Here is a 19,412-nt window from a genome sequence, read left to right on the forward strand (position 1 = left end):
ATAAGGGCGTTAATACGCGGTCGTAGCTCGAAAGCTTTCAGATTTTCATTCGCTTTTTACATGCCCGTGTATCTTAGTGTAATTGAACTTGAGCTAAGCATTTTGTGAAAAAGAGACGCACCTGTTGCAACTTTAGTTGCTTACGGATACGGCTACCTTTAGGTATAAATCTTCCTAGCTCTAAAGGTATAGCATACCTTTGGCGGCGGGAAATAGACGTTTGCGGAGCAAACGCTCCCTAGGAGTAGGCGGAAAACCTCCACTGGAGCTTTTCACTCGTCGTCTTTCCTATTTTTCATTCGCTTTTTACCCGCCCTTGTATCTTGATGTAACTGAACTCGGGCTAAAAGCTCGGAAAAAAGATAAATACTCCTAGAAGCAGGAGCTTCTTCGTCGTCTTTCCTATTTTTCATTCGCTTTTTACCCGCCCTTGTATCTTGATAAAAATAGTTTTCCGTCTCTTTTTGGGATAAAATGTGGTACAATAGTAAAGATATGATGAAGGAATTTAACCATACAACCGTTTTATTACATGAAACCGTGGATATGCTAGCAGTGAAGCCTGCTGGTATCTATGTGGATGCAACCTTGGGTGGTGCAGGTCATAGTGAGTATTTATTGAGCCAGTTGAATGAAGAGGGGCATCTCTATGCCTTTGATCAAGATGAAACGGCTATTTTGAATGCCCAAAAACGGTTGGCTCCTTATATTGAAAAGGGAATGGTGACCTTTATCAAAGATAATTTCCGTCATCTAAAAGTTCGTTTGAAAGAGCAGGGTGTAGAGGAAATTGACGGTATTTGTTATGATTTGGGTGTGTCCAGTCCCCAGCTAGATGAGCGAGAGCGTGGATTTTCTTATAAAAAAGATGCGCTACTTGATATGCGAATGGATCGCACAGCGCCCTTAACTGCTTATGAAGTGGTTAATCAATATGACTACCATGATTTGGTGCGAATTTTCTTCAAATACGGAGAAGATAAATTTTCCAAGCAAATTGCGCGTAAAATTGAACAAACAAGAGCTAAGCAGCCGATTGAAACGACGACTGACTTGGCAGAATTGATTAAATCAGTCAAGCCCGCTAGGGAATTGAGGAAAAAAGGACATCCAGCCAAGCAGATTTTCCAGGCTATCCGCATTGAGGTCAATGATGAATTAGGTGCGGCAGAGGAGTCCATCCAGCAGGCTATTGACCTGCTTGCAGTAGACGGTAGAATTTCGGTTATTACCTTTCATTCTCTGGAGGACAGATTGACCAAACAGTTATTTAAGGAGGCCTCCACAGTTGATGTGCCAAAGGGCTTGCCTTTTATCCCTGATGAGTTAAAACCTAAAATAGAATTGGTCAATCGCAAACCAATCTTGCCAAGCGAAGCCGAATTAGCAGCCAATAATCGCGCTCATTCTGCCAAATTGCGTGTGGCAAAAAGGATATACAAATAGGTAAAGGATATGTTACAAGATCAACGAAAAGACGCGACCATACGCGTTATTAGTGAAAAAATCAAAACATTTTCTCGAGTGGAGAAGGCCTTTTATGGCAGTATCGTCTTGTCTGGTCTGACCTTGGCTGTTGGGATTGTCTTTATGCAGACCCGCTTGTTACAAGTACAGGCAGAGATGGCTCATGTCAATCAAGAAATTAACAAAAAGCAAGTGGAAATCGATGATGCTGAACAGGCTGTCAATGAGCTGATTCGAAATGCCCGCCTATTAGAAATTGCGGACAAGGCTGGTTTGACGTATAAGAATGATAATGTTGGAGTAGCAGAATAATGTCAAAACGCAAACAACAATTATTACGGTATGTTTTAAAGAAACGCTATATTCCGTCACAAAATCGTCGGAGAGTGGGACAAAGTCTCATTCTTCTGACGGTTTTCATCTTTTTCATTTTTTTAATTAACTTTGCAATTATTATCGGAACAGATAAAAAATTTGGTGTTGACTTGTCAGACGGTGCAAGAAAAGTGCATCAGATAGAGGTGACTGTTCAAGCTAAACGGGGAACGATTTATGACCGAACTGGCTTGCCGATTGCCAAAGATTCAACGACCTATACGGTCTATGCGATTATTGATAAGGAATACGTATCTGCTTTAAAAGAGATTTTGTATGTTGAACCTCGTCAATTTACGCAGGTCGCACAGATTTTAAATAAGCATCTAGGGCTTGAGACAGATTATGTCATGCAACAGTTAAATCAGCCCAAGCTCAAGCAGGTTTATTTTGGACCGTTAGGAAAGAATATTTCCTATAGCACCATGACGGCTATTCAAGAGGAGATGGAGGCAGCAGGTATCAAAGGAATTTCCTTTGATACCAACCCAGGTCGCCTCTATCCAAACGGGAATTTTGCCTCGAGCTTTATTGGTTTGGCCAATCTAGTTGAAGATAAGAATGATGGGAGCTATCGACTAGAGGGGCAAAGAGGAATGGAGTATGCCCTCAATGGTATCTTAGCTGGTCAAGATGGAAGAATTGTCTACGAAAAAGATAGCCGCGGTCGAATTGTTCCTGGAACAGAGAATATCAAGGAAGCCAAGATAGACGGTCAGGATATTTATACAACAATTTCAGCGGATCTTCAGCGTTCTCTGGAAACCAACATGAACGTTTTCTTTGATAAGACCAAGGGAAAATATGTTAATGCAACGCTCGTGTCTGCCAAGACAGGTGAGATTTTAGCTACGACGCAACGACCGACCTATAATCCAGATACCAAAGAGGGAGTCGCCGACAAGGATATTTTGCAGCGCTCGCTCCTTTATCAAGAAAACTTTGAACCAGGTTCTACTATGAAGGTCATGACCGTTGCTGCTGCGATTGACAATGGGACCTTTGCACCGAATGAATATTATAACCGTTCGGAAATCCAGATTGCCGACGCCACCATTCGAGATTGGGATGTGAACGCCGAAGACATCTATGCTCCATTGACGTTAACCTACGCACAAGGTTTTGCCCTTTCAAGTAACGTAGGAATGACCATTCTGGAACAAAAAATGGGCGATGAGCGCTGGTTGAACTACCTCGCAAAATTCCGCTTTGGCTATCCGACTCGTTTTGGAATGGAGGGGGAAGAGGCTGGGGGTCTGCCAGAGAATAATGTTGTATCAGTTGCAATGACTTCCTTTGGTCAAGGACTTTTAGCAACTCAAACCCAGATGTTACGTGGTTTTAGTGCTGTTGCAAATAATGGCGTCATGCTAGAGCCTAAATTTATCACAGCACTCTACGATTCCAATACTGGTTCTGTACGCTTATCTAAGCCGGAAGTTGTGGGGAAACCCGTATCAGAGAAAGCTGCTGCTGACACTCGTCAATACATGATTGGTGTCGGAACAGACCCGCAATTTGGAACCTTACGCTCGTCTGGTGGAGCAGTGATTCAAGTAGAAGGATATAACATCGCAGTTAAATCAGGGACGGCCCAAATTGGTAAGGAAGATGGGACGGGTTATATGGAAGGACCAAATGATACTATCAACTCTGTTGTGGCTATGATTCCAGCTGAAGAGCCAGAGTTTATCATGTATGTGACCGTTCAACAACCGGAAAGTTGGAGTGTTGTTTATTGGAAAGATATTGTCAATCCAACCCTCAAAGAGGCTATGCAATTAAAAGATAGCCTCAATCTGACGACGCCTGCCCCAGCTCTTACTACTGTTTCAAAAGAGACAGAGTATAAGTTGGATGACGTGATTGGTCAGCAACCAGGAGTGACAGCTGGGATTTTGCGTCAACGATTAGTACAACCGATTATTCTGGGAAATGGTCCAGAGATTAAGAAAGTCTCTGTTGATAGCGGCTCGAATTTAGCAGCCAATCAGCAGATTTTACTACTGACAGATCAATTCACAATGGTGCCTGACATGTATGGATGGACGAAAGAGAATGTGGATATTTTCGCTGAATGGACAGGGATTGAAATAGAATATAAGGGTTCTGGCTCGATTGTCCTCGGGCAGAGTGTTGCCATCGGTAGTGATTTAGAAAAGACAAAAAAAATAAGAATTAACCTAGGAGATTAATATGTATTCTGTAATCATAGCAGGATTGCTTGCCTTAGTAGCGACGATCCTATTGATTCCAAGATTTATTAGATTTTATCAAGCAAAACGGATTGAGGGACAGCAGACTCATGAAGATGTCCTCCAACATCAGTTTAAAGCAGGTACACCGACCATGGGGGGAACTGTTTTTCTATTGGTAACCATTGTGGTGACCGTTCTTTTTGCCCTCCTTTCAAATCGGTTGACCGGGGCAGTGCTTGCTATTCTCTTTATCTTATTAGTCTATGGAATCATTGGGTTTTTGGATGATTTTCTAAAGGTTTTCCGCAAGGTCAATGAGGGTCTGAATCCCAAGCAAAAATTAGCCTTGCAGATCTTAGGTGGTCTTGTCTTTTATCTGGTTCACATGCAAGGATCCGGTAGCGGAATGCTCAATCTGATGGGGTATCCACTTCATCTCGGTATCTTTTATATCGCTTTTGTTCTCTTTTGGTTGGTTGGATTTTCCAATGCGGTCAATTTGACAGACGGGATTGATGGTCTTGCTTCGATTTCAGTTGTCATTAGTTTGTCAGCCTACGCAGTCATTGCCTTTGTTGACCGTAAATTTGATATTTTGTTGGTTTGTGTGACCATGATTGGAGCCTTGATAGGATTTTTCTACTACAATCACAAGCCAGCCAAAATCTTTATGGGAGATGTGGGAAGCTTAGCGCTCGGTGGCATGTTGGCAACGATTTCGATTACCCTGCATCAAGAATGGACCTTGCTTTTTATCGGTCTGGTCTATGTCCTAGAAACCTCTTCTGTCATGCTTCAAGTCAGCTACTTCAAGTACACCAAGAAAAAGTTTGGTGAGGGTAAGCGCATTTTTCGTATGACACCATTTCATCACCATTTAGAGCTAGGAGGCTTGACGGGTCAGGGTAAAAAATGGAGCGAGTGGAAAGTTGACTGCTTTTTGTGGGGAGTTGGTTTGATCATGAGCGCACTTGTTCTTATTATTTTATATTGGTAAAGCTTAATGAATATCAAACAGCAGTCAAATGCTGTTTTTTTTGTTATAATAGGGAGAAGTAGAAAAAGAGGATACTATGAAATTTACAGAATTTACCTTAAAGCCTTATATTCAAGAAGCGCTGAGAGAATTGGGATTTGTCACGGCGACAGAAGTTCAAGAACGTTTGATTCCAATCGTCTTGTCAGGACGTGATTTGGTTGGGGAATCAAAGACAGGTTCTGGGAAGACCCATACCTTTTTGATTCCGATTTTCCAACAATTACAAGAAAATCTCAATCAGGTGCAGGCAGTGATTACTGCTCCCTCGCGTGAGTTAGCAAGGCAGATTTACCAAGCTGCACGTCAGATTGCCCAGTGTTCAGATACGGAAATTCGTGTAGCCAACTATGTCGGAGGAACGGACAAGCAACGCCAGATTGATAAGTTGCAGGCCAATCAGCCCCACATCGTCATTGGAACACCAGGGCGTATCTATGATTTGGTCAAATCAGGTGATTTGGCTATTCATAAGGCGACAACTTTTGTGGTGGATGAGGCCGATATGACCCTTGATATGGGTTTCTTGGAAACGGTGGATCGCATCGCATCTAGTCTTCCCCAGAATTTGCAATTCATGGTCTTTTCAGCGACTATTCCGCAGAAGTTGCAGCCCTTTTTAAAGAAATATTTGACAAATCCAGTCATCGAGCAGATTAAGACGCAGACGGTGATTGCCGATACGATTGACAACTGGCTGATTTCGACGAAAGGACAGGATAAAAATGCCCTCATCTTGGACATTACCAAGCTGATACAACCTTACTTAGCCATGATTTTTGTCAACACGAAGTCACGGGCAGATGAATTGCACAGCTTCTTGAGAGCCAACGGTTTGCGCGTGGCAAAAATTCATGGGGATATTCCACCGCGGGAACGTAGACGGATGATGAATCAGATCAAGAATCTGGAATTTGAATACATTGTTGCAACTGACTTGGCAGCGCGGGGGATTGATATTGAGGGGGTTAGTCATGTCATCAATGATGCTATTCCTCAGGATCTGTCTTTCTTTGTACATCGCGTAGGACGGACAGGTCGTAACGGGTTACTAGGAACTGCCATTACCCTTTATCAACCGAGTGATGATGCAGATATTCGTGAACTTGAAAAACTCAACATCTGCTTTGTGCCTAAGATGATTAAGGCTGGTGAATTCCAAGACACCTATGACCGTGACCGCCGTGCCAATCGGGAAAAGTCAAGAGAGAAATTAGACCTTGAAATGATTGGCCTGGTCAAAAAGAAAAAGAAAAAAATTAAGCCGGGATATAAGAAGAAAATTCAGTGGGCTGTTGATGAAAAGCGTCGGAAGACCAAGCGAATTGAAAATCGTGCCAAAGGACGGGCAGAGCGTAAAGCCAAGCGCCAAACGTTTTAAATCAAGATACGAGAGCGGTTAAAAGCCCAAAGTGAAAATAGGAAATCTGACGCAGAGTTATTAAACTCTAGGAAGATTTATACCTAAAGGTAGCCACATCTGTAAGCAACTAAAGTTGCAACAGTTGCGTCTCTTTTTCACACAGGGCTTAGCTCGAGTTCAATTAATCAAGATACGAGAGCGTTAAAAGCCCAAAGTGAAATAGGAAATCTGACGAGTGAAAAGCTCCAGTGGAGGTTTTCAGCCTACTTCCCAGGGAGCGTTTGCTCCGCAACCGTCTATTTCCCGCCTCCAAAGGTATGCTATACCTTTAGAGCTAGGAAGATTTATACCTAAAGGTAGCCACATCTGTAAGCAACTAAAGTTGCAACAGTTGCGTCTCTTTTTCACACAGGGCTTAGCTCGAGTTCAATTAATCAAGATACGAGAGCGTTAAAAGTCCAAAGTGAAAATAGGAAATTTGACGAGTGAAAAGCTCCAGTGGAGGTTTTCAGCCTACTTCCTAGGGAGCGTTTGCTCCGCAACCGTCTATTTCCCACCACCAAAGGTATGCTATACCTTTAGAGCTAGGAAGATTTATACCTAAAGGTAGCCAGACCTGTAAGCAATTAAAGTTGCAACAGTTGCGTCTCTTTTTCACACAGGGCTTAGCTCGAGTTCAGTTAATCAAGATACGAGAGCGTAAAAAAAAGCGACTGAAAAATAAAAGCCTGATACAGTGTTCGATGAACATAAGGAAGTCTGTCTTTGAGGCAAGCAAGATTCGTTATACGTGAAATGAGGGGGAACAGCTAGCTACCGTTTGGCATCCACCTAATGAAATGGAACCTAAAGGTGGTCACAGCTGTAACCGGTTAAAGCTGGAATACCTGTGTTTCATGCTATCAGAGAGTGGTAGAGTCATTTCATTTATCTTTTATTCTTTCGTTCACTCGCTTTGCCGTACTCTAGTACAATTGCCTAGGACTAAAAGCAAACGAAAAGGCTCTAGCACGAATGTCACTTCCTAAAAACAAACGATGGCAAGTGTCAGAGGTTTCCTTGAATGGGAGTCGTGAGCTGTACAGATTTTAATAAAGTGAAAGAAATAGGAAAACAGATGTTACAAATGATACTGGGCCTTTATATGAAGAGCTTGTTGATTGCAGCAGTTTTGATGATTTTGGCTAGCCTAGGTTGGTTCTTATTCCGCCTAATCAAGAAAAAAGACAGAACCATGCAAGAACGCCAAGAAGTTCTCTTTGATTTATTAATTATCAACGTGATGACCATTCCCATTTTGTCTTTTGGGGTTGTGGGCATCTTGCTAATGCTAAGAGTATAGAAAGAAGGAAAGAAGATGTACGATACAATTATTATTGGAGCAGGTCCTGCAGGGATGACAGCAGCTTTGTATGCTGCACGGAGCAATCTAAAAGTGGCTCTTTTAGACCGTGGCATTTATGGTGGACAAATGAACAACACTGCAGAGATTGAAAATTATCCAGGTTATGACCATATTAGTGGTCCTGACTTGGCTGAAAAAATGTTTGCACCGCTTGCAAAATTTGGTGTCGAACACCTCTATGGTCAGGTAGTCCGTGTGGAGGCAGAGGGACCTGTCAAGCGTGTGGTAACAGAAGATGAAACCTTAGAAGCCCATACTCTTGTCCTTGCTATGGGGGCTCAACACCGTTTATTAGGAGTGCCTGGAGAAGATACTTACAATAGTCGCGGTGTGTCTTATTGTGCTGTCTGTGACGGAGCTTTCTTTCGCGGACAAGACTTGCTGGTGGTAGGCGGTGGTGATTCTGCCGTTGAAGAAGCCCTTTACTTGACCCAGCTTGCAAATACTGTAACCATTGTACACCGCCGTGATGAATTGCGTGCCCAAAAGGTCATCCAAGAACGTGCCTTTGCCAATGATAAAATTCGGTTTATCTGGGATAGTGTAGTTGAAGAAATCAAGGGTGACGATATCAAGGTGCAAGAAGTCTTGATTAAAAACGTGAAGACAGGAGAAGAAACAGTTCATACCTTTGGTGGTATTTTCATCTACGTAGGACTTGATCCGATGACGGAGGTGGTAGCAGACTTGGGTATTACCGATGAACAAGGCTGGATTGTGACCGATGAGCAAATGGCAACAAGTCAACCAGGTATCTTTGCGATTGGGGATATTCGTCAAAAACAGTTGCGCCAGATTACAACGGCAGTTGGAGATGGGGCGATTGCTGGTCAGCAAGTGTACCATTACATTACTGAGCATGTGAACTAAGGGAGAAGAGATGTTTCATATCCAAGATATTCAAAAAAAATCAGACGGCATTTCTTTTGAAGAAACCCTTGAACTCACGGCTGAGTTGATGGAACGAAATGCTGATATTCTAGCCGTTTCCCCCATTAAGGTGGTAGGACAGGTCAGTTTTGAAGCAGGATTCTTTCTTCTGAACTATCAAATGACCTACGATATCACTCTCGCTTCAAGTCGCTCCATGGAACCAGTCCTTCTTTCCGAATCTTTTCCAGTGCAGGAAATCTTCGTGGCAGATGAACAGGCTTTGAAAGCCCAAGATATAGTGGAAGAAGACTTGGTACTGGTCGTTGAAGAAGATGTGATTGTACTTGCAGAAAGTGTAGCAGACAATATCCTCTTACAGATTCCGCTCAAGGTTTTGACACCTGAGGAAGAAGCAGGTCAAGACCTGCCGTCAGGTCATCATTGGACTATGATGACAGAAGAGGAGTATACGACAGTAGCTCAAGAAAAAAAGGAAGCAAATAGCCCCTTTGCCCAATTACAAGGGCTTTTTGAAGAAGAATGAAATTGACAGAAAATTGGAAAAATCTTGTCAATGGGTCAATTTCATTGTATAATGAAAAGGATATTAAGAAATAGGAGTAAAATATTCATGACAAAAGCAAATTTTGGTGTTGTGGGAATGGCTGTTATGGGACGCAACCTTGCACTTAATGTAGAATCAAGGGGCTATACTGTTGCAATTTACAATCGTTCAGCAGACAAGACAAAAGACGTTGTTGCCAGCAATCCAGGAAAAAAATTACTTCCAAGTTACGATGTAGAAAGTTTTGTACAATCAATTCAGAAACCACGCCGTATCATGCTTATGGTGCAGGCAGGTCCTGGTACAGATGCGACCATTCAAGCATTGTTACCACATCTTGATGAGGGAGATATCTTGATTGACGGTGGAAATACTTTCTATGAAGATACCATTCGTCGCTCGAAAGAACTTGCAAATTCAGGTATTAATTTTATCGGAACAGGAGTTTCTGGTGGTGAAAAAGGAGCGCTTGAAGGTCCGTCGATTATGCCAGGTGGACAAAAAGAAGCCTATGATTTAGTGGCAGATGTTTTGGAAGAAATTTCTGCTAAGGCTCCTGAAGACGGTGCACCATGTGTGACGTATATCGGCCCAGATGGTGCAGGTCACTACGTGAAAATGGTCCACAACGGTATTGAATATGGTGATATGCAGTTAATCGCAGAAAGCTATGATTTGATGCAACATTTGCTTGGTCTTTCTGTTGATGAAATGGCAGACATCTTTACTGAATGGAACCAGGGCGAGCTTGATAGCTACTTGATTGAAATTACTGCAGACATCTTAAAACGCAAGGACGATGAAGGGCAAGAGGGGCCAATTGTTGACTACATTCTTGACGCAGCTGGTAACAAGGGAACTGGTAAATGGACGAGTCAATCATCACTTGATTTGGGTGTGCCATTATCATTGATTACAGAATCTGTATTTGCTCGTTATATTTCAACCTACAAAGAAGAGCGTGTACATGCCAGCAAGGTCTTGCCAAAACCAGCCGAGTTCAAATATGAGGGAGACAAGGCTGAGTTGATTGAAAAAATTCGCCAAGCTCTTTACTTCTCTAAAATCATGTCTTACGCACAAGGTTTTGCTCAATTACGTGTAGCCTCTAAGGAAAACAACTGGAACTTACCATTTGGGGAAATTGCGAAAATCTGGCGTGCAGGATGTATTATCCGTGCTCGTTTCTTGCAAAAGATTACAGATGCCTATGGGCGTGATGAGGATCTTGCCAACCTCCTTTTGGACGAGTATTTCCTCGATGTAACAGCCAAGTATCAACAAGCCGTTCGTGATGTGGTAACCTTAGCAGTACAAGCAGGTGTTCCTGTCCCAACATTCTCAGCAGCGATTACTTACTTTGACAGTTACCGTGCTGAAAATCTACCTGCTAATCTCATCCAAGCGCAACGTGACTACTTTGGAGCGCATACGTACGAGCGTAAGGATAAAAAAGGAATCTTCCATTATTCATGGTATGATGAAAAATAATCTATGGTAAAAAAAATCTTAATTGCAGGTCGTGAGCGTAATCTATCTCATTTTGTGTCCATGGAGTTGCAAAAAAAAGACTATTTAGTCGACTATACTTCTACGGGAAAAGAAGCGCTCCAACTTGCCCATGAGACAGATTTTGATTTGATTCTTATGAGCTTTCGTCTGTCAGACATGTCTAGCCATGAATTAGCAACAGAATTGATCAAAATGAAGCCGACTACAGTCATGATTGTGGTCGTTGATAGTGAGGATGTAGAAAAGTATGGTGCGGATATCCAACGTTACGCCGTTTCTTACATCATCAAACCTTTTATCATCAGTGATTTGGTTGAACAGGTGACCTCTATTTTTAGAGGACGGGATTATATTGATGAGCATTGCAAGCAGGTTAAACTTCAAGCTGCCTATCGGGATTTGAAGATTGATTTTCAAAATCGGACAGTCACTCGTGGTTCGGAGTTGATAACCTTGACCCGCAGAGAATATGACCTCCTTGCGACCTTGATGAATAGTCAAGAAACCTTGACCCGAGAACAACTCTTAGACCGGGTTTGGAAGTACGAAGCTACGGCTGGGACCAATGTTGTAGATGTTTATATTCGTTACCTGCGTGGGAAACTAGACCTACCAGGTCAAGAATCCTATATCAAAACCGTCCGCGGTGTGGGCTATGCCATGCGGGAGGAATAACATTAAAAGAGGAGTGAGGTTCATCGAGATGTTCTAGTCTCGTTTGAGCTCACTTTTTTATTTCTAGTGTTTCATACTCATCTAACACCAACGTCTTCCAGCCTTTCCTCACCTTGTGGAATGGTCGTTCTACCTTTGGTGTAGAGGAGGCTAGCTTCCCTATCCTTATTTTATAGTCATTTCGTTTATCTTTTATGACTTCGTTCACTCGCTTTGCCGTACTCCAGTACAGCCTGCAACTCGTTGCCTAGTACTAAAAGTAAACTAAAAGACTATAAAAGGTTTAGTTCCATTTTTTAGGGTTCACCTAAACGCCTCGGCGCAACGGTTGATTGCTGCAATGGCTACCCTGTCATTGAAAGTTGGAAATGAAACGCTGTTCCTTTTGCATCAAAGGGAATAGGCTAAAACCTCCACGCAGCTTTTCACTCGTATTTGTTCACTTTATCCACTCCACACCTACCCTTATCAACTTGTGCGGGGACGGGAGAAAAATGGTTTGGGGATAGACTGTTTCAGTCCGAACCCAGAATGTATCGTCATTGATTTATCTTTCATGACTTCGTTCACTCGCTTTGCCGTACTCTAGTACAGCCTGCAGCTCCTCGCTGCCTAATACTAAAAGCAGACTAAAAGACGATAAGCAATGAGGAACAACGGCTACCTGTCGCGCTCCTTTCGTCAGATGTTGATAGGATACCATGCAGTGGACGAGACGGGTCCTTTAGCTTAGCCTAGCATGGTAGTTGCTAAGGACAGTATGATGAAACCTTAGATTCGCAAATGAGGATTGGAAATTTTTAACCGTTCGGTAAATGCTTGGAGGTTAGGTGCAGAGATAGGGGTTTCTTCTTATTTCCATGAGTTGGCTCAGGAGCTACTTCGTTAGAAATTGCATGTTTATGTAGATGACGCTTGCAGGGTTATCATTTCCAGACTTTTTCTTCAAATTATGCTATCATAGAAAGGATTAGGATAAAGAGGAGATGAAAAGATGAAGCGGAGTTCATTTAAAGAGAAACTGCTGTTGATTAGCTTTGGAGCCTTGGTTTTGTTAGCAGTGTTAAACTATTCAGATATTTACAGCACTATCAAGGTCTTGCTATCTAGCATGCATGCCTTGTTCATCGGGGCGATTTTTGCCTTTATTTTGAACGTTCCGATGAAGAAGCTAGAAGACGTGATTGAAAAGGTGTCGTTTCTGCGAAAAAGCAAGCGTTCCTTGGCAATCATCGGGGTCTTGATTGTTTTTAGCTTGATTGTGACAGGGGTAGTGGTGATTATCTTGCCAACCTTGGTTTCAACCGTGTCCGAGTTGGTGTCGGTTACCAATCAGGCCATTCCAAAGCTTATTCAAACCTTGCAGGACAGTGGCTTCTTGTCTAGCAAATTGGGCAGTCGCTTGAACAGCTACGTAGCTCAGTTTACAGATTGGTCTAGGTTATCAGGCTTTGCTGCAGCTTTTCTTGCAAGATTGGCTAATAATGTGACTGTTATTTTTTCAAATATCCTGACCTTAATCATGGCTTTCTTTATTACCTTAAGTATCCTTGGGAGCAAGGAACATTTGCAAGACATGACAGGGAAGTTGCTGTATGCTTTTTTCCCTAAAAGAGTGGTGCGTATCATTGTCTATATTGGAGAGGTTATTATTGAAACTTATGATCGGTTCTTGATGAGTCAGATTATAGAGGCGGTCATTATTGGAGCCTTGGTCTTTGTTAGCTATTCTATTTTCTCCATTCCTTATGCGGGAATGGCAGGGATTTTATCAGGAGTGCTGTCGTTTGTACCGTACATTGGTCCTTTTTCTGCCTGTATCATTAGCGCCCTCTTTATATCCGTACAAAATCCTTGGTTGGCCCTCTGGTCAATTATTCTTTTCCAGCTTATTCAGTTGATTGAAGGAAATGTCATCTATCCTCGAGTGGTGGGACAATCAGTTGGCTTACCTACCCTTTTTACCCTTGCTGCAGCCTTAATTGGTGGAAATTTATTTGGCTTGTTGGGCATGGTCTTTTTCACCCCTATTTTTGCAGTGATTTATCGCCTTGTGCGAGAATGGACTTATGCAAGGCTTGAGAAAAAACAAGATACGAGGGCGTGAAGCAACTCCTAGACAAAATAGGCAATGGAAGCAGGTTGTCTTGCAACCGATGAGATTGGTCTTTTTGTTAAAGAGTAGTAGCCCGCGTTCAATTACATCAAGATACAAGGGCGTGTAAAAAGCGAATGTACCCAAAGGGCATCCGTATCTATAAAGCAGGCACAGCCTGCAACAGCTACGGTAAAAATAGGAAATACGACGAAGAAGCTCCTGCTTCTAGGAGTATTTATCTTTTTTCCGAGCTTTTAGCCCACGTTCAATTACATCAAGATACAAAAGCCGTAAAGCGAGCAAGATAAAAATAGGAGGTTGACGCAGAGTCTGTAGACTCCAGGAAACCTATACCTAAAGGTAACCACACCTGTAAGCAACTAAAGTTGCAACAGTTGCGTTTCTTTTTTGCACAGCTCGTAGCCCGGGTTCAATGACACAAGATGTGAATCCGTGAAAAAATGACTGTCCCCAGTACGACCTGCGACTCGTTGTCTAGTGCTAAAGTAAACGAAACGGCTATAGAAGCTATGAAACACAGGATATTTGACGTAGGAGCTACATATGAAGTTACAGAGAAAACTTCTATTCAGTAGTTCCAAGAGCTAGGATAGCTAGTCTGTAAGTGGCGAAAGCTGAACAGTTGTGCTAGGTTTTAGCCGTATGTGATCGCTTATATAGAATGGAAGCTGGACTTTTGACTGGCATTTGATGAAGTAAGAAACAAGGGACGTAAGAACAAGGGCTCCCCCGAAGATAGTTAGGCGATGAGCTACGAATACAGGATATAGTCATTTCGTTTATCTTTTGTTAGGTCGTTCACTCGCTTTGCCGTACTCCAGTACAGCCTGCAGCTCCTTGCCTAGCGCTAAAAGTAAACTAAAAGACTATAAAAAGAAACAAGAAGAGTTTAGGGTGGATCTCTAGCTCTTTTATATAGAAAGAATGAAAGATGTTATCGAAACTACAAAAATCTATCTATTGTATCCTGCAGGGCACGATTGGTTACGGAGCCCGCTTGCTTTTTCTGCCCCTAGTTGTGGCTACGTTAGTATTTCAGGCGGTCATCTATTTGCCTTACAAAGAATGGGTCGGACTCAGCTTCAGTGGTGTTTGGACAGCCCTGTCTGTACTACTTGTTTGCTTCGTCGGCTGGCTATTATCTAAGTTCCGGAGGACCTTATCCTGTCGTCAATTATTTATCCTCTTGTCTGCCCTTTATGTATTGGCAGGTTTCGTCTTACTCTTTTCTCTACCAGCTCAATTACGAGATGATGCAGCTTCAGTCTGGAGGGCAGCTTCTTTGTTAAACAAGGGAGATACACGTTTTTTACAGGCAGGAGCTTATTTGAATCGCTATCCTCATCAGTTGGGACTCGTCAGTCTGGAGCGGATAGTGCTGTTCGTGTTACCGCGAGCAAGTGTGCGGATTTTTTATTTTTTAAATCTGTTGGCTATCCTAGGGATTAATTATGCGAATTGGAAATTAAGCGAAGAGCTGTTTGGAAAAGAAAGGGTCAGCTGGTATACGATTCTGGCTCTCTTTGCCTTTTTACCCCAATTTTTTAACATGTTCTTTGTTTATGGTCTGGTATATGGTCTCTGTGCAGCTAGTTTTGGTCTTTTGTATTTCTATCGCTATTTGCAGGAACAACATCTCCAATCTGCTCTCTTGGCTAGTCTATTTTTGTCTTTATCGTACTGGATTCGGAATAATAATAGTATTTTGCTAGTAGCCGTGGCGGTGATCTTACTATTAGAATGTCTACGTCGTCGCAAGCCTCTGTTACTTGGACTATTGCTTCCTCTTCTAATAGGTTCCCTTGGATTAAATAAGGCAACGGTTTACTATTATGAGAGAATGGGACAAGTTCATTTTGCTCCAAACCCCAAGATAACATGGCTGGCAATGGGATTACAAGATACCCAAACAGAGCTCCGCCAAGGAGGTTGGTACAATAAATATGTGAGACAGGTCTATGATCGCTATGAAGGAGATGAGGAAAAAATTACGCAAGCCGCTAAGCTAGAGATTACGAATCGAGTGCAGGACTTTGTGGAGACTCCGAGCTATGCTGGGCGATTTTTTCTGAAAAAATTTGTGACGACTTGGACAGAATCCACCTTTCAGTCTATTTGGTCAGGACCAAGTAAACTCCAACAGCGTCCGCTGAAAGGGGAGGGAATAGAGAGTCTTTATCATGGCGGTCTAGTCTATCGTTTATTTTACCATTATACCCATGCTTACTTAATTTTGTTGTATGGAGGAGCTTTGGTATTTTTAATGGTAGCATCTCCTTGGAAGCGTCTGCCGATAGAATATTATGCTTATGTCTACTGGGCAGGAGGGGTGTTGTTTCACTTATTGTGGGAGACCAAGAGCCAGTACGTTTATCCCTATGTTTTTGTTATGCTTCCGTTTGCTGTGAAAGGTTATCAAGAAGTATGGGAATGGTGGTTGAAAAATAGCAGAAAAGGCTGATGAATAGAGCCTTTAGAAACTATTCTTAGAACTTTTCTTGCAAGGAGCGAGTTGGGTCTTGCTCCCTTTTATTATCCTGTGAAATATGATACAATGAAGTCATCATGATAGAATGGGAGAGATAGTATGCGTTGCTCCAAATGTACCAGTATAAAATCAAGTGTTGTTGATAGCCGTCAGGCAGAAGATGGAAATACCATTCGCCGTAGAAGAGAGTGTGAAAACTGTGGTCATCGCTTTACCACTTATGAACGCGTTGAAGAAAAAACCTTGGTTGTCGTGAAAAAGGATGGAACCCGAGAACAATTTTCCCGTGAGAAAATTTTTAATGGAATTATTCGCTCTGCCCAAAAACGCCCCGTTTCCAGTAGTGAAATTGAAGAAGTGGTCAATCGGATTGAGCAAAAAGTTCGTGCCCATAGCGATAGCGAAGTTGAAAGTGATTTGATTGGAAATCTAGTGATGGAAGAGTTGGTTGAGCTGGATGAGATTACCTATGTCCGCTTTGCCTCTGTCTATCGTTCCTTTAAAGATGTGGGCGAATTGGAAAACTTGCTCAAACAAATCACCAAGGGCAGCAAGACAAGAAGATAGGACAGCACATGAAACCAAACGATCTATATTCTTACATGCGAAAGAATGCGATAAGTCCTAATTGGCTCAGTTTTATTCTCTGTTATCAACCAATTATTGGGCAGGATGCAGCAGCGGTCTATCAATTTTTGTGGGCTGGCTATGACCATGGGGCAGGTAAGTATGCCCTTAGCCGAATTTTAAACCATGTCAATATGGGTCTTAATCGCTTGGAAAAGGCGTTAGATGTACTGGGAGCCATGGGCTTGCTTGCTGTCTATCAAAAGGACAATGCTATTATTTTTCGCTTGATTGAGCCCTTAGCAAAGGAAGCCTTTTTGAACAATCCCCTCTATCAAAAACTCCTGACCAAGAAAATCGGAGAGCCGGCAGTTGAGGAATGGACGGTTTCAAGACCAGTATCAGACACTGAGGTAACCAAGAATTTTTCAGATGTTTTTACCATTGATGGGGAGCTTTCGATTCCTCCTCTTGCTGCACCGAGTTTTGATTTGCAGGCTTTTAAGACCATGATGGCCCGCGATCAACTGCGGTTTCAAAATGAGACAAATGATGTGATTGCTCTGTATCACTTGGCTGAAACAAATGGCTGGGACTGGCTACAGACTTATAAAGTTGCAAAAGAAACAGCTCATGCTCATGTGATTTTAATCAAGCGTATGGAGCAAAAGGTGGAGGCAGAACCTGTCACTACTAGTCTGACCAACCAGGAGCAGGTCATTGTACGTGAAAGTAAATCCAAGACTGCACTCGAGTTTTTAACGTTTTTAAAAGAAGCGCGCAAGGCGGCAGTCACCATGTCAGAACGCAAATGCTTGCAGCAATTAGTAGACTTGGGCTTATTGGATGAGGTCATCAATGTAATTGTCCTTTATACCTTTAATAAGGTTGATTCGGCTAATTTACAAGAGGCCTATGCCTTGAAATTGGGGAACGATTTTTCCTACAAGGAGATTCGAAGCGCAGAGCAGGCAGTCTATCATTTGCGAGAGAGTAAGAAACCAAGTCACAAGAAGCAGACTAAGCAAGCGCCAAAGAGCAACGTACCTGAGTGGAGTAAGCAGGAAGTGAAAACCGAGCAGACAGCAAAAGGTCAAGCCGAACTAGCTGCACTCTATCGTGAATTAGAGGCCATGGAAATGAGAGGAGAGGGATAGATGAAAGCTATTCAAGACAGGGTACCTCAAGGGACTGAATCAGAAAGAAAGTCTTATCAAGAGCTCTATCAAGAGATTATTCGGGATAAGGAAGTAGCTGATTTTATCTATCAGCACCAATTAACAGAGGAAGAGATTACCCGTTCGATTTCCAAGTTTTTTGAATATGTAACCGAGCGTAAGAAATTTCTTCATCAAGATGAATCCTATACTGCGGTCGGTTATCAACCTCTTCTCATCATGAATGAGGGGTACGCAGATGTGTCCTATTTGGAGACGGCTGAATTGCTTGAATACCGCAAGGCAGAAGCGGTTAAAAATCGCATTCAGCTGATTAATCTTCCGGCTCATTTGAAAAATATTACGATTGCCGATGTAGATCTCACAGATGAAAATCGTGTAGAGGTCACAAAAGCGATTACTGAATTTGTCAAACAGGTCGGTCAAGACAACAAGGGACTATATCTCTATGGAAATTTTGGTGTTGGGAAAAGTTATCTGATGGCTTTTCTAGCCAATCTTCTATCCAAGACCCACCAGCTGTCTACCACTATGCTCCATTATCCAACCTTTGTTGTTGAGATCAAAAATGCTATTGGAGAGGGTTTGGTGAAAGAAAAGATTGATGTGATTAAGACAGCCCAAGTCTTGGTCTTAGATGATATTGGAGCAGAACAACATAGTTCATGGGTACGTGATGATGTCCTTCAGGTCATCTTGCAGCATCGAATGCAGGAAAACCTGCCGACTTTCTTTACCTCGAATTTTTCCTTTGCAGATTTGGAACGGCACTTTGCAGCGGGTCGCTCAGGAGATGAGACTTGGCAGGCCAAGCGGGTTATGGAACGCATTCGATTTTTGGCCACTGAACTACAGTTAGGAGGGATGAACCGCCGATGAATGACATCATTGATTTAATGTTAGCACATAGTTCCGTCCGTAGATTTACTGATAAACCGATTTCAGATGAAGATTTGAATGCGATTATTAGTGCAGGTCGTGCGGCTTCGACTTGGAAAAATTTTCAGTCCTATTCGATTGTAGTGGTGCGTTCAAAAGAAAAAAAAGAAGCCTTGTATACCTTAACGCCCCAGCCTGCAATAGTAGAGGCAGATACGATTTTGCTCTTTGTAGGTGATCATAACCGGGCGAGTAAGGCTGCCGAACTGCATCAAACAACCTTTGATGCCAAAGGAACAGAAAATCTGTTGATTTCCTCTGTTGATGCAGCACTAGCTGGACAAAATGCAATGCTTGCAGCCGAAAGTTTGGGGTATGGCGGTGTTTTTATTGGCATGATTCGCCATGAAGCAAGAGGCATCGCAGATTTGTTTAAATTGCCGGCTTACACCTATCCTGTGTTTTGCATTGCACTAGGAAAGCCCAACCAGCATTTTCCAGTCAAGCCACGTTTACCGCAAGAAGCTATCGTCTTTCATGAAGAATATCAAGAACAAGGTGTGGAGACGATTCTTACTTATGATCAAATCCAATCAAACTACGCAGGCGATAGACAGAAAGAAACGTGGTCTGAACGTTTGGTTGCCCAGTTTGGTCAGGCAGAACACCCAGAAACAAAAACACTTTTGAGAGAAAAACATTTATTGTAGAA

General features: G+C 42.5%; 16 protein-coding genes. All 16 read left to right on the forward strand.

What is annotated here, in order from left to right; translation table 11 throughout:
* Positions 1-495 precede the first annotated feature (495 nt).
* Positions 496-1,446 (forward strand): 16S rRNA (cytosine(1402)-N(4))-methyltransferase RsmH, encoded by a 951-nt coding sequence (gene rsmH, locus E4T79_RS06755; protein ID WP_135028863.1) that lies wholly within the window; start codon positions 496-498, stop codon positions 1,444-1,446.
* 9 nt (positions 1,447-1,455) lie between these two features.
* Positions 1,456-1,779 (forward strand): cell division protein FtsL, encoded by a 324-nt coding sequence (ftsL, locus tag E4T79_RS06760; RefSeq protein WP_135028865.1) that lies wholly within the window; start codon positions 1,456-1,458, stop codon positions 1,777-1,779.
* Positions 1,779-4,037, forward strand: a complete 2,259-nt coding sequence (gene pbp2X, locus E4T79_RS06765) for a penicillin-binding protein PBP2X (RefSeq protein WP_135028867.1) — start codon at positions 1,779-1,781, stop codon at positions 4,035-4,037. Before ftsL ends, pbp2X begins: the two co-directional genes overlap by 1 nt.
* Position 4,038: 1 nt before the next feature.
* Positions 4,039-5,037 (forward strand): phospho-N-acetylmuramoyl-pentapeptide-transferase, encoded by a 999-nt coding sequence (mraY, locus tag E4T79_RS06770; protein ID WP_135028869.1) that lies wholly within the window; start codon positions 4,039-4,041, stop codon positions 5,035-5,037.
* A gap of 76 nt (positions 5,038-5,113) precedes the next feature.
* On the forward strand, positions 5,114-6,457 hold the full coding sequence (locus E4T79_RS06775; RefSeq protein ID WP_135028871.1) for a DEAD/DEAH box helicase: 1,344 nt from the start codon (positions 5,114-5,116) through the stop codon (positions 6,455-6,457).
* A gap of 1,099 nt (positions 6,458-7,556) precedes the next feature.
* On the forward strand, positions 7,557-7,781 hold the full coding sequence (locus tag E4T79_RS06780) for a DUF4059 family protein (protein WP_135028873.1): 225 nt from the start codon (positions 7,557-7,559) through the stop codon (positions 7,779-7,781).
* Positions 7,782-7,796: 15 nt separating this feature from the next.
* A complete protein-coding gene (gene trxB / locus E4T79_RS06785) occupies positions 7,797-8,714 on the forward strand; it encodes a thioredoxin-disulfide reductase (RefSeq protein ID WP_135028875.1) in 918 nt (305 codons plus the stop codon).
* A gap of 10 nt (positions 8,715-8,724) precedes the next feature.
* Positions 8,725-9,261: a YceD family protein gene (locus tag E4T79_RS06790; RefSeq protein WP_135028877.1), complete on the forward strand. Its 537-nt coding sequence runs from the start codon at positions 8,725-8,727 to the stop codon at positions 9,259-9,261.
* 87 nt (positions 9,262-9,348) lie between these two features.
* Positions 9,349-10,773: an NADP-dependent phosphogluconate dehydrogenase gene (gene gndA, locus E4T79_RS06795; RefSeq protein WP_135028879.1), complete on the forward strand. Its 1,425-nt coding sequence runs from the start codon at positions 9,349-9,351 to the stop codon at positions 10,771-10,773.
* A 3-nt stretch (positions 10,774-10,776) separates the two neighbouring features.
* Positions 10,777-11,469, forward strand: a complete 693-nt coding sequence (locus tag E4T79_RS06800; protein WP_135028881.1) for a response regulator transcription factor — start codon at positions 10,777-10,779, stop codon at positions 11,467-11,469.
* Positions 11,470-12,463: 994 nt separating this feature from the next.
* Positions 12,464-13,576, forward strand: a complete 1,113-nt coding sequence (locus E4T79_RS06805) for an AI-2E family transporter (protein ID WP_135028883.1) — start codon at positions 12,464-12,466, stop codon at positions 13,574-13,576.
* 943 nt (positions 13,577-14,519) lie between these two features.
* Complete coding sequence (locus tag E4T79_RS06810; RefSeq protein WP_135028885.1) at positions 14,520-16,049, forward strand: hypothetical protein; 1,530 nt, start codon at positions 14,520-14,522, stop codon at positions 16,047-16,049.
* Between the two features lie 126 nt (positions 16,050-16,175).
* The gene (gene nrdR, locus E4T79_RS06815; protein ID WP_135028887.1) at positions 16,176-16,643 is read left to right on the forward strand and encodes a transcriptional regulator NrdR; all 468 of its coding nucleotides are present in this window, start codon (positions 16,176-16,178) and stop codon (positions 16,641-16,643) included.
* An 8-nt stretch (positions 16,644-16,651) separates the two neighbouring features.
* On the forward strand, positions 16,652-17,800 hold the full coding sequence (locus tag E4T79_RS06820; protein ID WP_135028889.1) for a replication initiation/membrane attachment protein: 1,149 nt from the start codon (positions 16,652-16,654) through the stop codon (positions 17,798-17,800).
* Complete coding sequence (gene dnaI, locus E4T79_RS06825) at positions 17,801-18,700, forward strand: primosomal protein DnaI (protein ID WP_135028891.1); 900 nt, start codon at positions 17,801-17,803, stop codon at positions 18,698-18,700.
* Entirely contained in the window at positions 18,697-19,410 is a 714-nt protein-coding gene (locus tag E4T79_RS06830; protein WP_135028893.1) for an NADPH-dependent oxidoreductase, read from the forward strand. The genes dnaI and E4T79_RS06830 overlap by 4 nt, the downstream gene beginning before the upstream one ends.
* Positions 19,411-19,412: the final 2 nt, after the last annotated feature.

This window comes from Streptococcus sp. LYSM12, from assembly GCF_004569635.1.
Lineage (GTDB): Bacteria > Bacillota > Bacilli > Lactobacillales > Streptococcaceae > Streptococcus.

Coding starts and splice junctions, on each gene's coding strand:
- E4T79_RS06800 (WP_135028881.1), top strand. CDS start 10,777: ATGGTAAAAAAAATCTTAATTGCAGGTCGTGAGCGTAATCTATCTCAT.
- nrdR (WP_135028887.1), top strand. CDS start 16,176: ATGCGTTGCTCCAAATGTACCAGTATAAAATCAAGTGTTGTTGATAGC.
- E4T79_RS06820 (WP_135028889.1), top strand. CDS start 16,652: ATGAAACCAAACGATCTATATTCTTACATGCGAAAGAATGCGATAAGT.
- E4T79_RS06830 (WP_135028893.1), top strand. CDS start 18,697: ATGAATGACATCATTGATTTAATGTTAGCACATAGTTCCGTCCGTAGA.
- dnaI (WP_135028891.1), top strand. CDS start 17,801: ATGAAAGCTATTCAAGACAGGGTACCTCAAGGGACTGAATCAGAAAGA.
- mraY (WP_135028869.1), top strand. CDS start 4,039: ATGTATTCTGTAATCATAGCAGGATTGCTTGCCTTAGTAGCGACGATC.
- E4T79_RS06790 (WP_135028877.1), top strand. CDS start 8,725: ATGTTTCATATCCAAGATATTCAAAAAAAATCAGACGGCATTTCTTTT.
- ftsL (WP_135028865.1), top strand. CDS start 1,456: ATGTTACAAGATCAACGAAAAGACGCGACCATACGCGTTATTAGTGAA.
- trxB (WP_135028875.1), top strand. CDS start 7,797: ATGTACGATACAATTATTATTGGAGCAGGTCCTGCAGGGATGACAGCA.
- E4T79_RS06775 (WP_135028871.1), top strand. CDS start 5,114: ATGAAATTTACAGAATTTACCTTAAAGCCTTATATTCAAGAAGCGCTG.
- E4T79_RS06780 (WP_135028873.1), top strand. CDS start 7,557: ATGTTACAAATGATACTGGGCCTTTATATGAAGAGCTTGTTGATTGCA.
- rsmH (WP_135028863.1), top strand. CDS start 496: ATGATGAAGGAATTTAACCATACAACCGTTTTATTACATGAAACCGTG.
- E4T79_RS06805 (WP_135028883.1), top strand. CDS start 12,464: ATGAAGCGGAGTTCATTTAAAGAGAAACTGCTGTTGATTAGCTTTGGA.
- gndA (WP_135028879.1), top strand. CDS start 9,349: ATGACAAAAGCAAATTTTGGTGTTGTGGGAATGGCTGTTATGGGACGC.
- E4T79_RS06810 (WP_135028885.1), top strand. CDS start 14,520: ATGTTATCGAAACTACAAAAATCTATCTATTGTATCCTGCAGGGCACG.
- pbp2X (WP_135028867.1), top strand. CDS start 1,779: ATGTCAAAACGCAAACAACAATTATTACGGTATGTTTTAAAGAAACGC.